Genomic DNA, 14,622 nt, shown 5'->3' with positions numbered 1-14,622 from the left:
CGGAACAGAGGAAGGCGCCGGCCCGGCCGCGCTCACTTCCCCGTTCCCAGCCGCTGGCCGACGCCGTCGCGGTCCTGCAGGGCGCGCCACCAGGCCTCGTTGTCGAGATACCACTGCACGGTTTTCTCCAGCCCTTCCTCCACCGTCACCGAAGGCCGCCAGCCCAGCTCTTCGCGGATGCGGGTGGGATCAATGGCATAGCGCGCATCATGGCCCGGGCGGTCACTGACAAAGGTGATCTGGTCCTTGTAGGACTTGCCGTCTGCGCGCGGGCGCTTCTGATCCAGGATGTCACACAGCGTATGGACCAGCTCCAGGTTCGACCGCTCATTCTCGCCGCCGATATTGTAGGACCGTCCCAAGGCGCCCTTTTGCACCACCAGGAGCAGCGCATCGGCGTGGTCTTCGACATAGAGCCAGTCGCGCACGTTGGAGCCGTCGCCGTAGATCGGCAGCGGATTGCCCGCCAGCGCATTCAGGATCACCACCGGGATCAGCTTTTCCGGGAAATGGTATGGCCCGTAGTTGTTGGAGCAGTTGGTCAGCACCACCGGCAGCCCGTAGGTCTCCGCCCAGGCCCGGACCAGATGGTCGCTGGCGGCCTTGCTGGCCGAATAGGGCGAGCGCGGATCGTAAGATGTCTCTTCGGTGAACTGCACCGACGGATCCGCGGGCAGGCTGCCGTAGACCTCATCCGTTGAAATATGGTGGAAGCGGAAACCCTCCGGCTTGCCCGCCTGGATCCAATACTTCCGGGCTGCTTCCAGCATGTTGAAGGTGCCGGTGATATTGGTCTCGATGAAATCGCCCGGCCCGTCGATCGAGCGGTCCACATGGCTCTCGGCCGCCAGATGCATCACCGCGTCGGGTTTATGGGTCTCAAACACGTGGTCCAATGCGGCGCGGTCGCGGATGTCGCATTGCTCAAAGGCATAGTCCGGGCTCTGCGCCGCCTCCGCCACATTCTCCAGGCAGGCGGCATAGGTCAGCGCATCGAGGTTCACCACCTGATGGCCGCGGGCGATGGCCAGCCGCACCACGGCGGACCCGATAAAGCCGGCGCCGCCGGTCACCAGTAGTTTCATGCCGCACCTCCGGTTGCGCGCAGTTTCATCTCTTATCCTTCCCAGACAAAGGGGCTGGCGAAATCCGCAAGCGCCGGCGCTGCGGCGTCTTTCTCGGACAGCACCGGGGTGCCTTCGAATTCCCAATCAATGCCGCAGCTGTCCCAGGCCACCGCGCCGTCGCAGTCGGGCGCGTAGTAATCGGTGCATTTATAGATCACCTCGGTATCGGGCACCCGGGTGATGAAGCCGTGCAGGAAGCCCTTGGGCACCAAGAGCTGTTTGCCGTTTTCCGCGCTCAGCTCGATGCCGAACCATTCCCCGTAAGACGGCGAGCCCTTGCGGATGTCCACCGCCACGTCAAACAGCGCGCCGCGGCCGCAGCGCACCAGCTTGTCCTGGGCCGCGGGCGGCGCCTGGAAATGCAGGCCCCGCAACGTGCCGGGCTCGCGCGACAGCGAATGATTGTCCTGCACGAAATCCAGATCGATCCCAGCCTCCTGCATCCGCCGCCGGTTCCAGCTTTCGCTGAAAAACCCGCGCGCATCGCCGAACCGGGCCGGTGTCAGCACCTTCAGCCCCGGCAGCCCCGTTTCCTCAACCTGCATTCCGTCCTCACGTCATCGCATTCATGCCTTTGCCACTCCTAGCCCCGCGCTGGCGGCAGGGCAACAGCCGCGGCAGATCCCTGCCCGCGCCCGCCTCCCGCGCTTGCATCCCCGCCGCCGCCCCGGCAAGCATAAGCCCATGAAAATCCTGTTTGTGCATCAGAACATGCCCGGCCAGTACCGCGAGCTGGCCCCCTGGCTGGCCGCCCAGGGCGGCCATGAAATCGTCTTTCTGACCCAGCGCGGGGGCGTGCAGCTCCCGGGCATCAAAACCGTGGTCTACAAGCCCTTCCGCACCCCGGAAAAAGACGCCTTCGGCCTCTCCAAGGACTGGGAGGCGGCGGCCGGCGCGGGCCTTGGCGCGGCGCTGGCGGCGCGGCAGCTGCGGGATGCGGGCTTCACCCCCGACATCATCATCGGCCACACCGGCTGGGGCGAGCTGATGTTCATCAAGGACCCCTACCCCGATGTGCCGGTGATCGGCTTCTTCGAGTATTTCTACCAGACAACCGGCGGGCTGGTCGGGTTCGACCCGGAAAACCCGGCCAACGACCAGGCCTATTTCTTCGCCGAGGCGCGCAACTCCGTGCCTTACGCCAGCATTGAGCAGGTGGACCTGGGCCATGTGCCCACCATCTGGCAGCGCGACCGTTTTCCGGCCAGCTTCCATGACCGCATGTATCTCTGCCATGACGGCATCCGCACCGACCGGCTGGGCCCCGATCCGGCGGCCTCGGTCAGCCTCGGGCGGCTGGACAAACCCCTCACCCGCGATGATGAGGTGGTCACTTACATTGCCCGCAACATGGAGCGCGCCCGCGGCTTCCACATCATGATGCGCGCCCTGCCCCGGATCCAGGCGCAGCGCCCGAATGCGCGCATCCTGATGATCGGCGGCAACGAGACCTCTTATGGCGCCGAAAGCAAGCACCCCGGCGGGTTGCGCGGCGAGATGGAGGAGGAACTGGGCGATAGCGTCGACTGGAGCCGGGTGCATTTCCTCGGCAAGGTGCCGTATGACGACCTCACCCGGATCATCCAGATCAGCCGCTGCCACATCTATCTGACGATGCCCTTCGTGCTCAGCTGGTCGCTCCTGGAATCGATGGCGATGCAGGCCACCGTGGTGGCGGCGGATGTCGCCCCGGTGCGCGAGGCGATCACCCATGGCGAAACTGGGCTGCTGGTCGATTTCTTCAGCCCTGAGGCGCTGGCGGACCAGGTGGCAGACGTGCTGGCCAATCCTGGCGCCTACGCCCATATCGGCCCCGCCGCCCGCGCCCATGTGGTGGAAAAGTATGATTTCCTGACCCGCTGCCTGCCGGAGCATATCGCCCAGATCAATGCGCTCGTGCCGGAGGCACGGAGAATAAAGGTCTAGCCGGAGGCACGGAGGATAAAAGTCTAGCCGGAGGCGCGGCGGATCAGGCTCTGTTCAGGCCGTTTCCGCCTGTTCCGGGTCAAGACCGGCGCAGCCGCCGCGCAGCGGCTTGGCCTTGAGGCGGAACGGGCGTGTCCCAAAATGGGCAAGGCGTCTTGAGAGGCAGACCTGCCGCTCAAGCGCTTCTCAGCAAACAAACGCCGCGCGCGGCACCCGAGGTTTTTCAGAAAAGCCTAGGCAGAAGGTTTCAAAAACTTTTGCCCACCGGCCGGATGCGGCGGGCCCCGGCCCCGCCCGCATCCGGCAAGCGGCGCCGCCGGCCATGGGCCGGGGCGCCTGTTGCATGTCTGGCGCTGCCGCCCGCAGCCCGCTCAGTGGCGCGGCGCCTGCGGCGGCAGCTGCTCGGAGGCCCAAAGCGCCGCCTGGGTGCGGTTCTTGGCGCCGATCTTGCGGAAGCAGGTGCGCAGATGCACTTTCACCGTGGCTTCGCAGATCCCCAGTTCATTGGCGATGCTCTTGTTGGTGGCGCCTTCCGTGAGCTTGGCCAGGATCAGCTGCTCGCGGTCCGACAGCCCGTGCCGCACGTCCTGGCGGGCCGGTGCCGCCGCCTGCGGCTCCGCCCCGTTCAGCATTTCCGGCACCGGCCCTGCCGCCGCTGCGGCGGACAGCACGATGCGGTAGCCGTCCTGCACCACCTGCAGCGCCGCAATCAGCGCGCCGGCCGATTTGCGCTCCGGGATCACCGCCTCGGCATACTGGCTCAGCTGCATCTGGGCCGAAGCCGGGCAGCCGTCGCCGGTGATCAGGATCAGCGGCACTGCGCCGTTGCGGGCGCGGAAGGCCTGCAGCTCCGCCTGCAGCTCAGCGCCGGCGGCATGGCTGTAGCACAGCACCATATCCTGTGCGCTCAGCGGCGGCAGCTCCGCCAGGGCGCCGCAGCAGCGCCCGGTCTCATAGTCGTTTGCTTCACAGATGGTCAGAAACATGTCCCTGAGAAGCCTGCTTTCCCCCACAACGTGAACAGGCATCCAAAACTCCTTTACTCGTAACATGCCGGAAATTGCCTCCGGCCCGTCCCCCTGGAGCGTGCTGTTTCGGCTGGCCCACCCCCGCAGACCGCCGGATTTTGCAATGCGCCGGCACACCCCGGAACACAACTCACCTGCTTGCCGCCGCCTGGGCCCCGGCAGCGCCCGCGCGCCGCCGTTTCCGGATCGTGATAAATACAGAACACACCCGGAAAAAACGTCCCGGGCCAGGCAGCGCACGCCGGCATTCAAACACTTCAGATGCGCATTGCTGTGGATAAACCGTAGCGAATCCAGCCTTTATTGTTAAGAAACTTCCCCTCCCGGAGCAGTGCTTTTTGGCAGCGGCGGGGCAGGCTCCGGGGCCTGCCCCGCCCTACTGGCCTGTTTTTTCACGCGATCTGCCCCCGGCGCCCTACCCCCTTGGCATTGTCCCCAAAGCGGAAACGCAGTGTTTCCGATTGGGTTTCTACAATTTTAAGACATTCGAATCTTTCATCATAACAACCCTAGGTTTCAGCGATTCGCCGCTTCCGGGCCCGGCAGCTACCCCCATGGTGGTATTTTGCCCGGGCGCCCAGCCAAAGGCCGCAGCGCTGCCCGGCCTTTGGCGTACCCCCTATGCCCGGTTTGACCCTGACGCCAGAGTGCTACCCTCAAGACATTCATTATGTCATGCCGGGGGGCAACATGGTTATGTTGAGTGCGTCCGTTTCGCAAACGGGCAGGTTGTTTTTCACGCGGTCTCTCCAGAGGCAAACCTCATCCCTGACACATCTGGCCCTGGTCCAGCCCGGTCACCGGCGCGCCCCGGTGCTGACCAGCGATCCCAGCCTGGGCGGCGCCTGTTCCAGCGCCGCCGCGGCGGTGCTGCGCCGCCAGCTGCAGCCCGGCAGCGCCACCGCTTTCCGCCCCCGCCAGCCCGGCGGGGCAGCGGCCCGGATGCTGGCCGCGCAGCTGGCCGCGGCAGAACAGCCGCAGCTGAGCGCCCTGGCGGCGGAACTGGCGGCTGGGCGCGGCTGGGCCATGTTCACCTGCAGCTTCGAGGACGGCAGCGAGGACCTGATCGCGCTGCGCCTCGAAGGCGGCCCGCATGATGCCCATTGCGGCGACATCCTGCAGGCGATCTGGCCGGTGCTGCGCGAGGACAGCCTGCGCGAGCTGGCTGGCGAAACCCAGGCGGCGGTGACCAGCGCGCTGCTGTGGACCGTCTCCAAGAAGACCGACAGCGCGGTGCTGGTGCTCGATGCCGAGGGCGCACTGCTGCACTGCAATGAATCGGGCCGCGACATGCTGGATGGCGGCGACCTGCTGAGCGACCAGTCCGGCCGCCTCAGCTGCGCCCGCCCCGGCGAGACCGCGGGCTTTTATGCCGCCGTCGCCGAATGCGCCCGCTCGCGCCGCGGCAGTGCCCGCGGCCCGCAGGAGCTGATCCTGTTCCTGGAGGACCGCAAGAGCGGCATGCGGCTGCCGGTGTCGCTGACCCGCTACCGCTGCGCCGGCTCCGGCCAGCCGCTGGTGGTGGCGATCCTGCCGCGCCAGCCCGACCGCCGCCGCATCGAGATGCTGGCCCAGAAAATGGGGCTGTCGCCGGCCGAAGCGCGGGTGGCGGCGCTCATTCAGCTCGGGCTCTCCAACCGCGAGGCGGCGCATATCGCCGGCCTCAAGGTGCAGACCTTCAACACCTATGCCAAGCGGGTGCTGGCCAAGATGCAGGCCCCCGGCCGGGCTGAAATGGCGCAGCGGCTGACCTGGCAGGCCTCGCTGGGGAGAGCGTCATGAACAAGATGGCACAGGACACCCCGTTCCAGGGCCCGCCCGCGCCGGCTGCCCCGCAGGCCCAGGCAACTCAGGCTCAGGCAGCTCAGCCCCAAACCGCGCAGGCCCAGGCCGCAGCGGCCCGGATGGAGCAGCCCGCACAGGACAAACCCCAGGGCAATTCCCAGGACAAGCCGGTGCAGCCGCCGCGGCTGAGCAACGCGGTGCTGGCGCAGATCTCCGCCGCGCTGCGCCAGGGCGGCGAGCCGCTGGCGGCCCAGGCCGACCTGGTGGCGCTGCACAAGCGCATCGCCGAGATGTTCACCACCCTCAATGAGGGGCTGGGCGAGCGCCACGCGCAGAAGGCCGCGGCCGACCGCGCCGCGCTGACCGCCCGCATCGACCAGCTGGAAACCGCGGTGAACCGGATGGAGGGGGCGCTCAGGATCGAATTCGAACCGGTGCTGAAGGCCGCGGTGGCCGAGGCGCTGGCGCAGGCCGCGCCGCCGCCGCGCCGCCGCCGCGGGCTGGCTGCGGCCGCGCTCCTGCTGGGCGCCGCCGGCCTGGCGGCCGGGGTTTATTGGCACGCCCCCCTGCAGGAAATGGCCCAGGCCGCTGCCGCGGCTGCCGAAAGCCGCACCGGCTGGCAGCTGCCCGGCCTTTAATCGGCATTTTGTCCCCATTTGGGGGCATCCGCTGCGGCGCGGATGCGCTGCAATACTCCCAGAAGGCATGATCTCGCCTTTATGCGCCAGCGGCCCCCCGGGGAATTCCTTCCAGGGCCGCGGCACCGGCGGGGGCGCGGCCCCGGGCATCCGCCCGCAGCCCAGCCCTGCATTTTAACGAGGAGGAAGTTTACCATGGGTATTGAAGACCAGAATCCTGAGTGGGAAGTCTGTGATCCGGAGTGCAGGATCGAGTTCTCCAAGGACAAGAATGATCCGAACTACAACAACGGCGCCACAGAACAGGGCGACGGCGGCGGCAACGTCATCAACCTGAACGACCACTATGCGGCAGACAACGCCCGCGGCGGGGCCGGCGATGACGCGATCTACGGCAACGAGCGCAACAACAAGCTCGATGGCGAAGAAGGCCAGGATTACATCGAAGGCCAGGACGGCGACGACAAGATCAAGGGCGGCACCGGCAACGACAAGCTGTTCGGCGGCGACGGCGACGGCAAGGGCCGTTACGAGAAGGTGGTGGCCTATTACGAGACCAAGATCGACTACGACACCTGGGAAGAATATCAGGTGCCGGTCTACAAGACGATCTATATCGACGACGGCGATGACTGGATCGACGGCGAGGAAGGCTGCGATTACATCGACGGCGAAACCGGCAATGACACCCTGCTGGGCGGCCTGGACGCCGACACCGTGTTCGGCGGCGACGGCGATGACCACATCTTTGGCGACGATGCCGACGGCGACTACAGCATGCGCGGCGGCAGCGACGACAAATGGGGCTATGACGGCTACGGCAAAGGCCGGCCGGAAGGCGACGGCGATGCCGGCGACTACCTCTACGGCAACGACGGCAACGACTGCATGGATGGCGAAGGCGGCGACGACGTCATGTGGGGCGACGACGGCCAGTTCGACCTCTACGGTATGCAGGACTACGACCATTCCAACAACAACGACACCATGTACGGCCGCGACGGCAATGACCGGATGAACGGCCAGCAGGGCGACGACCGGATGTCCGGCGGCCGCGGCGACGACCTGGTGATCGGCGGCTCCGGCAACGACGAGATGTTCGGCGACGAGCGTCAGGGCCAGGGCGACGATCTTGATTTCGGCGCCGACAGCGGCACCGGCAACAAGGGCGAAGATCCCGACGGCGACGACTGCATGCTGGGCGGCACCGGTGACGACACCATGGACGGCCAGGGCGGCAACGACACCATGTTCGGTGAGGAAGACAACGACCTGATGCAGGGCGGCCGCGGCGACGACCTGATGGGCGGCGGCGCAGGCGACGATGACGTCAACGGCGGCGCCGGCAAGGACACCATGCGCGGCGGCACCGGCAATGACGTGCTGGAAGGCGGCGCCCAGGGCGACCTGATCTTCGGCGACCGGGCCGACAACCTTGGCAGCGACCACTACAAGGCGCCTTATGTCGACTGGAGCTGCTGCGACGACGAAGAGCCTTCGCAGACGGCCGAAGGGCCCCATGGCGGCGGCCACAACATGAAGCCGGTCGACTCCCCGGACTGCTATGATCCGGTCGACAACGGCGAGAAGGTCGAAGGCCACGACGTGATCCGCGGCGGCTCCGGCAACGACACCATCTTCGGTGAAGGCGGCAATGACGTCATCTACGGCCAGACCGGCAATGATGTGGTCAGCGGCGGCGACGGCAACGACCTCATCAAAGGCGGCCTCGGCAACGACAAGCTGTCCGGCGATGACGGCGACGACTGGCTGTTTGGTGAAGACGGCCACGACCTGCTGAAAGGCGGCTCCGGCAACGACACCATCAAGGGCGGCGATGATGCCGACAAGGCCTTTGGCGGCACCGGCAACGACAAGATCTTCGGTCAGGAAGGCAATGACACGCTGCACGGCGATGACGGCCACGACTATATCAGCGGCGGCAATGGCCGTGACGTGATCTTCGGCGACGACGGTGACGACAAGCTGATGGGCGGCCGCAGCCAGGACTTCCTCGATGGCGGCAAAGGCGAAGACACGCTGAAAGGCGGCAAGGCCGGCGACGTGCTCAAGGGCGGTTACAACGACGACAAGCTCTATGGCAACACCGGCCAGGACTGCCTCTATGGCGAAGAGGGCTACGACACCCTCTACGGCGGCTTCGGCCATGACTTCCTGGATGGCGGTTCCGGCAACGACAAGCTGTTCGGCAACGCCGGCAACGACTGGCTGAAAGGCGGCACCGGCGACGACTGGCTGACCGGCGGCACCGGCAAGGACGTCTTCATCATCGATCTGAAGTGGGACGGCTACAGCTTCACGTCGAACGATGGCCATGACACCATTCATGACTTCGACATCGACGAGGATCATGACGTGCTGCTGTTCCGTGTCCACGGCGACATCTCGGCGCAGGACGCCTTCGAGAAGCTCAATGGCGGACCGGACGGTGTTGGCGGCCACGCACAGGTCTCCGAATCCGGCGGCGATACCCAGATCAAAGTGGGCGGCGCCTGGGTCACCATCAAGGACCTGCAGGGCAACGAAGCGCCGTTCTCCTCGCTGGGCCATGACACCAACCCATGGGGCGGTGTCGGCATCAACGCGGTCTCCAGCGGCGACGCGGGCAGCTATGAAGCGATCCGTGTGGTCACAGCTGACGACTTCGATGACAGCTACGACAACATCTGGGGCCACCTCAACTACGGTGCCTGAGCTATAGGAACGGCGGGCCCGGGGTTTTGACCCCGGGCCCGTCCAGCCCTGGTTCAGGACAGCGATTTGGTCCCCGGCCAAGGATTGCATCCTTGGACCAGGGCGCTGACCTCCAGATTTTACAACTTCACTTCGTGCAGCCGGGGGGCAACGACAATGAAGACAAAACGGGTATTCGACGGACAAAGGGGTGTGCTGGCAGCCATCTTCACCGCCAGCATCTTTGTGAACCTCCTGATCCTGACAGCGCCACTCTACATGCTGCAACTGTTTGCCCGGGTCATGGCCTCGGGCAGCATTCCAACCCTGATTGCTCTCACCACCGGCGCGTGCATCGCGCTGGTGTTCTTTTTTATTTTCGACATGCTGCGCCAGCGCCTGGTGGCGCGGCTCGGCTCCCGCCTCGAGGCCCGGCTCAGCCCGGTGGTGCTGGAAGGCATGATCAACGGCGAACTGCCGCCGGCCCTGCGCAAGGCGGAACCGGTCCGCGACATCCAGGAGCTCAGGAGCTTTGTCACCAGCCCGGTGTTCCTGGCGCTGCTGGACGCGCCCTGGTCGGTGATATTCCTGGCGCTGATCTTCATGTTCAGCCCGGTGCTGGGGATGGTGGCGCTGGCGGGCATCGCGGTGCTGTTCAGCCTGGCGCTGCTCAACGAGATGCTGGCCCGCAAGCCGATGGATGAAGCCGGCAAGCAGGCCACCGAGACCAATGCCGCGGTTTCCGAGATGATGCAGAACGCAGGCCTGATCCGCGCCATGGGCAAGACCGGCCCGCTGATCGGGCGCTGGCAGCTCAAGGCGTTTTCGGCGCTGCTGTTCAACACGCTGGCCACCGACCGGGTGGCGCTGATCACCTCGCTGGCCAAGGCCGCGCGCATGGGGCTGCAGATCGCGGTGCTGGGCGTCGGCGTGGTGCTGGTGATCAACAACCAGCTGACCCCGGGGCTGATGATTGCCTCCTCGATCCTGCTGGGCCGCGCCGCGGCGCCGGTGGAACAGTCGATCGCCGGCTGGCGCGGCTTTCTCAAGGCGCGCAGCGCGCAAGGGCGGCTCAACACCCTCTTGGCCCATCTCGGCGCCGCGCCGGAGCGGCTCACCCTGCCGGAGCCGGAAGGCCGGCTGGCGGTGGAGAACGCCACCGTGGTGCTGCACGGCCGCCCGGACCCGCTGCTGATGGACATCTCCTTTGAGCTGAAGCCCGGCCAGTCGCTGGGGCTCATTGGCCCCTCCGGGGCCGGCAAGACCACCCTGGCCCATGCGCTGGCAGGGCTGCAGCCCTTGGTGCGCGGCCATATCCGCATCGACGATGCCGCGCTTTCGGACTGGGATCCGGCGCAGATCGGCCAGCATGTCGGCTTCCTGCCGCAGCGGGTCGAGCTGTTCCAGGGCACGGTGGCTGAAAACATCGCGCTGATGGACCCGGACGCCAAACCCTCCGATGTGGTGGCGGCGGCCAAGCTGGCGCAGGTGCATGAGATGATCCTGGCGCTGCCCGGCGGCTACAACGCCGAGGTCGGCCCGCGCGGCGAGTTCCTGTCCGCAGGCCAGCGCCAGCGCATCGGCCTGGCGCGCGCCTTCTTCGGCGACCGCAAGCTGATCATCCTGGATGAGCCCAATGCCAATCTCGACCCCGAGGGCGAAGAGGCGCTGGCCTGCGCCATCGAGGAAGCCTGCGCCCGCGGCGCTGCGGTGGTGGCCGTGACCCACCGGCTCAGCCTGCTGCGCCGGGTCAGCCATGCGGCGCTGCTGCAGGACGGCCGCCTGGCCCGCTTCGGCGAGGCCCGCCAGGTGATCGAGGCGGCGGCGCAGCCGATGGCGGCCGCCCCGGCGCATCCCGACGACCCCAAGATCGCCCCGTTCCGCCACCGCAAGGGCCCGGCGGACCAGGACAACCGGATCCCTCCGGCTGAAGGAGAAAGCGCATGAGCCTGGTCAAGCAAGAGACCCGCACCCCGGCCCGCAGCAGCACAAGCCCGGACGGGCTGCAGAACGGCTTCCGCGACCTGATGCCGGCAGGGACCGGCCAGGACATCCCGCTGCCCAAGCACCCGCCCACCCGGGTGCGCCAGCTGGTGCTGTGGCTGGTGGTCTGCGGCTTCGGGTTGTTCGGCGGGCTGGTGTTCTGGGCCTCCAAGGCGGAGCTGACCAGCGCGGTGGTGGCCGGCGGCAGCTTCAACGTGGCCGGCGACCGGCTGGCGGTGCAGCATTTCGAAGGCGGCATCCTGCGCGAGCTGAATGTGAATGAAGGCGACCGCGTCCGCGAAGGCCAGGTGATCGCCCGGCTCGACGGCCGCCGGATCCAGGCGCAGCTGTCGATCCTGAACAGCCAGCTGGCCAGCGCCCTGGCGCAGCAGGCGCGGCTGGAGGCTGATCTGGCAGGGGCCGATACCCTGCAGCCCGGCGCCGAGCTGGACCGGCTGATCACCGCGGCGCCGGAACTGGCACGGCTGGTGGCAGTGCAGCAGGACCTGCTGGCCTCCAACCAGTCGCTGCATCAGGGCCAGATCGAAATCATCCAGGGCCGCATCACCCAGCTGGGCGACCAGCTCAAGGGCCGCGATGCCCGCATCCGCGCCACCGAGGAGCAGCTGGATCTGGTGCAGACGGAACTGGCGGATCTGACCGGCCTGTTCGAAAAGGGCCTGGTGCCGAAAACCCGCATCAGCCAGCGGCAGATGCAGCAAAGCGACCTCCTGGGCACCCTCGGCGCGCTGGAAAGCGACCGCGGCAATGTGCTGGAGCAGATCGGCGAGATGGAAGAGCGGCTGCTGCAGACCGGCCGCGACCGGGTGGCGCGGATCGCCGCCCAGAGCCTGGAGGTGCAGGAAGAGGTGCTGGACTTGCGCCAGCGGCTGGATGCCACCCGCGATGTGGAGGAGCGGCTGACCATCCGCGCGCCGCGCAGCGGCCGGGTGGTCGGGCTTGAGATCAACACCCTGGGCCAGGTGGTCGATCCCGGCCGCACCCTCTTGGAGCTGATGCCCGAGGATGCAGGCCTCCTGGTGGAAACCCGGGTTGCAGTGGCGGACATCGACGAGGTGTCGATGGGCAGCCAGGCGCGGGTGTCGCTGACCGCCTACAGCTTCCGTTCCACCCCGCCTGTGCAGGGCGAAGTGGTGATGGTCGCGGCCGGCACCACCACCGACCGGGCCACCGGCGAGACCTACTACCCGGTGCATATCCGCATCAAGGACGCGGAACTGGCGGCCCTGCCCAATGTGAAGACCCTGCCCGGCATGCCGGCCCAGGCAATGATCGAAACCGGCCGCCAGACCCTGGCCAACTATCTGATCAGCCCGGTGCTCGCCAGCATGTCGCAGGCGCTGAAGGAAGGCGATACCTGAGGCGGGAACCGCACAGACACCCGCCGCCCCCCGACCGGGCGGCGGCAGGAAAGGCAGCGGCCCAGGGGGGAGGGCCGCCCGCCTGACCGGGCCCGCTCCGGCCATGTGCCGGAGCGGGCCTGATCCGTTCTGCGCCCGGCGCTGCAGCAAAACCCGCGGCCCGCAAATAGGTCCGGACCGGACCAAATGTTTCGCGCGCGAAACATTTGGTCAACCCTGCTGACCCTTTTCTGAGAGGAGACAGCCCGCCTTTCCAGGCAAAGGCAGCGCCCAGCAGTCCCCGGCAAAATGAGTATTTATGGAAAGATGAAACCCCGGTGGCCCGAAAGCCAGCCGCCGCCTATTCCGCGGCGCGTTTCCTGACCCACCCCAGAAACGCCGCATCGGGCATCCTGAGCCGCGGGCTGCCGGACCGCACCCACATGGCGCGCCATTCCGCCTCCAGCGCATAGGCATCGGCACCCGGGATCAGCGCGCGCGCCTCCTCCAGCGTCTGCGGCTTCAGGCTGGGCGCATTGAGCACCGCCTCGGTCACTGCCGTCTTCTGGCTGAAGCGGATGATATCACCCTCCAGCTCCTCCAGCGCGTAATCGGGCAAGGGCTGCGCTTCGATCATGTCGCGGATCATCTTGCGGAACACCCGGCGCGGGCTGGCGGAGCCGGATTTCTTCAGCAAGGTCTCCACCGAGACCTGCCAGCTGTTCTGCCGCCCGCAATGCTTGCGCGCCAGCTCGTAGATCCGCCGCTCCAGCGGTTTCCTCAGCCGGAAGTAATCGCGGGAAAGCGTCAGCACCGATTTCGACAGCACCGCGCGGTACAGCCAGTCCGAAAGCGTCACCGCGACGCTGACCATCTTGCCCGCGCCCTTCTTGCCGGCCGGCGCCTTGCGCACGATCTCCCATTTCTCAATGAGGCCGAAACCGGTGGTGACCTCCTTGCCGCCGGTGACGATATTGGTGGTGATGCGGGTGCCTGCGAGGCGCTCGAACGCCTCGCGCAGGCGCCGGTAGGCATCGCCGGAGGTTTCGCGGTTGCAGGCCACCAGCAGGTCATGCGCCTTCAGATGCAGCACCCGGCTGACCTGGCGCCCGGCATTCAGCGCCGCCATCAGCTGGCTGATGCAGAAGATCAGGATGTCCTTGTCATGGATCGTCGCCAGCCCCTTGACCGAAGGGGTCACGGTGATCTCGGCGCCGTTATGCTGGTAGTTCAGAATGCGCCGGTCCGGCCGTGTGCCCAAACTGAACAGCGGATGCTCCATCGACGCCAGGTCGTTCTTGGGGATCGCCCCGAAGATATCGCAGAGGAAAAAGTCCCCCTGCCCCTCTGGCGGAATCCCTTCCGCTGTCAGCTCTGCTGCCATCTGCCTGCCCGTATCTGCTCTGCACGCCGCCGGAATTCTGCCGATCCCGTGCGACTCGTTTATCGTGGTTTTGATTACACTCACCCTAGGGTTATCCACATGCCCCCGCAACGGGGGTTCGGAATCGTCTGATCGGGGGTTCGGAGTCATTTCAACGGGGTTTCAGAGTCATCCCTCCCCCGGAATCTGCCCCGATCCCCCATGAAAAAAGGGCTTTGCGCGAGTCACACTTCCCCTGTAACTAATAAATAACCCATATTTAACAGGGCAGAATTTTTTGCACGCCCTGAAACACCCCCGCTTTCCCCTGCCGCAACCGCTGGATTTGCTTAGAAAAACCAAGGGGGATGCGCATTTTTCTTCCATGTGCCGTGTTTTTGGGTATTCTGGTAAAAAGGCAGCACATAGGGGCTGCAGAGCAGAACCATAAGCACTTCACATGAGTTGGGCCGCAGAGGTCCAAGGACAGCAGGCAGATCCTCATGGCCAGAGATATCCACAAGGCAGGCAGCAGCCTCCCCCCCTATTTCAGCATCGACCCGGACGCCGCATTGGCAGAGCTTGATGCCCCCACCAGCACCGCGGGTTTTGCCGAGATTGCAAGCGCCTGTGCGCAAGGCCGCGCCGACCTCGCCAGCCGGGGCCTCAATGAGGAGGGCCGCAAGGAGCTGCGCCTGTTCTCCACCTGGGAGATCA

The 14,622-nt window shown here is 66.3% G+C and carries 10 protein-coding genes and 1 pseudogene; 7 read left to right on the top strand and 4 right to left on the bottom strand.

What is annotated here, in order from left to right; translation table 11 throughout:
* Nucleotides 1-32: 32 nt before the first annotated feature.
* Nucleotides 33-1,085, bottom strand: coding sequence for a dTDP-glucose 4,6-dehydratase (rfbB, locus tag RA25_RS20910; RefSeq protein WP_039146692.1), 1,053 nt, complete (start codon nt 1,083-1,085; stop codon nt 33-35).
* A gap of 32 nt (nt 1,086-1,117) precedes the next feature.
* Nucleotides 1,118-1,672: a dTDP-4-dehydrorhamnose 3,5-epimerase gene (gene rfbC, locus RA25_RS20905; RefSeq protein ID WP_039146690.1), complete on the bottom strand. Its 555-nt coding sequence runs from the start codon at nt 1,670-1,672 to the stop codon at nt 1,118-1,120.
* A 139-nt stretch (nt 1,673-1,811) separates the two neighbouring features.
* Between rfbC and RA25_RS20900 the strand changes: the two genes are divergently transcribed.
* The gene (locus RA25_RS20900; protein WP_039146688.1) at nt 1,812-3,053 is read left to right on the top strand and encodes a glycosyltransferase family 4 protein; all 1,242 of its coding nucleotides are present in this window, start codon (nt 1,812-1,814) and stop codon (nt 3,051-3,053) included.
* Nucleotides 3,054-3,424: 371 nt separating this feature from the next.
* Here the strand turns inward: RA25_RS20900 and RA25_RS20895 are convergent, their stop codons facing one another.
* Nucleotides 3,425-4,081: a helix-turn-helix transcriptional regulator gene (locus tag RA25_RS20895; RefSeq protein ID WP_039146685.1), complete on the bottom strand. Its 657-nt coding sequence runs from the start codon at nt 4,079-4,081 to the stop codon at nt 3,425-3,427.
* Nucleotides 4,082-4,894: 813 nt separating this feature from the next.
* Here RA25_RS20895 and RA25_RS20890 point away from each other — a divergent pair.
* The 5 genes from RA25_RS20890 (at nt 4,895) to RA25_RS20870 (ending at nt 12,563) form a co-directional block, all read left to right on the top strand.
* Nucleotides 4,895-5,863, top strand: a complete 969-nt coding sequence (locus RA25_RS20890; RefSeq protein WP_241477456.1) for a helix-turn-helix transcriptional regulator — start codon at nt 4,895-4,897, stop codon at nt 5,861-5,863.
* Nucleotides 5,860-6,504, top strand: coding sequence for a hypothetical protein (locus RA25_RS20885; RefSeq protein WP_039146683.1), 645 nt, complete (start codon nt 5,860-5,862; stop codon nt 6,502-6,504). Before RA25_RS20890 ends, RA25_RS20885 begins: the two co-directional genes overlap by 4 nt.
* A 195-nt stretch (nt 6,505-6,699) precedes the next feature.
* The gene (locus RA25_RS20880; RefSeq protein WP_039174813.1) at nt 6,700-9,219 is read left to right on the top strand and encodes a calcium-binding protein; all 2,520 of its coding nucleotides are present in this window, start codon (nt 6,700-6,702) and stop codon (nt 9,217-9,219) included.
* 156 nt (nt 9,220-9,375) lie between these two features.
* Nucleotides 9,376-11,145 carry a type I secretion system permease/ATPase gene (locus RA25_RS20875; protein WP_052254328.1) on the top strand — a complete coding sequence of 590 codons (1,770 nt, stop codon included), beginning with the start codon at nt 9,376-9,378 and terminating at the stop codon, nt 11,143-11,145.
* On the top strand, nt 11,142-12,563 hold the full coding sequence (locus tag RA25_RS20870; RefSeq protein WP_039146674.1) for an HlyD family type I secretion periplasmic adaptor subunit: 1,422 nt from the start codon (nt 11,142-11,144) through the stop codon (nt 12,561-12,563). The genes RA25_RS20875 and RA25_RS20870 overlap by 4 nt, the downstream gene beginning before the upstream one ends.
* Before the next feature lie 340 nt (nt 12,564-12,903).
* Here RA25_RS20870 and RA25_RS20865 read toward each other — a convergent pair whose 3' ends face one another.
* Nucleotides 12,904-13,926, bottom strand: a complete 1,023-nt coding sequence (locus RA25_RS20865; RefSeq protein WP_019294842.1) for a replication initiator protein A — start codon at nt 13,924-13,926, stop codon at nt 12,904-12,906.
* Between the two features lie 482 nt (nt 13,927-14,408).
* Here RA25_RS20865 and RA25_RS23365 point away from each other — a divergent pair.
* Nucleotides 14,409-14,622 (top strand): annotated as a pseudogene (locus tag RA25_RS23365) (AAA family ATPase); the annotation flags it as partial.

Source organism: Leisingera sp. ANG-S5, from assembly GCF_000813925.1.
Lineage (GTDB): Bacteria > Pseudomonadota > Alphaproteobacteria > Rhodobacterales > Rhodobacteraceae > Leisingera.
The sequence above is the reverse complement of the archived record's forward strand: the minus strand, read 5'-3'. Positions and strand labels throughout refer to the sequence as shown.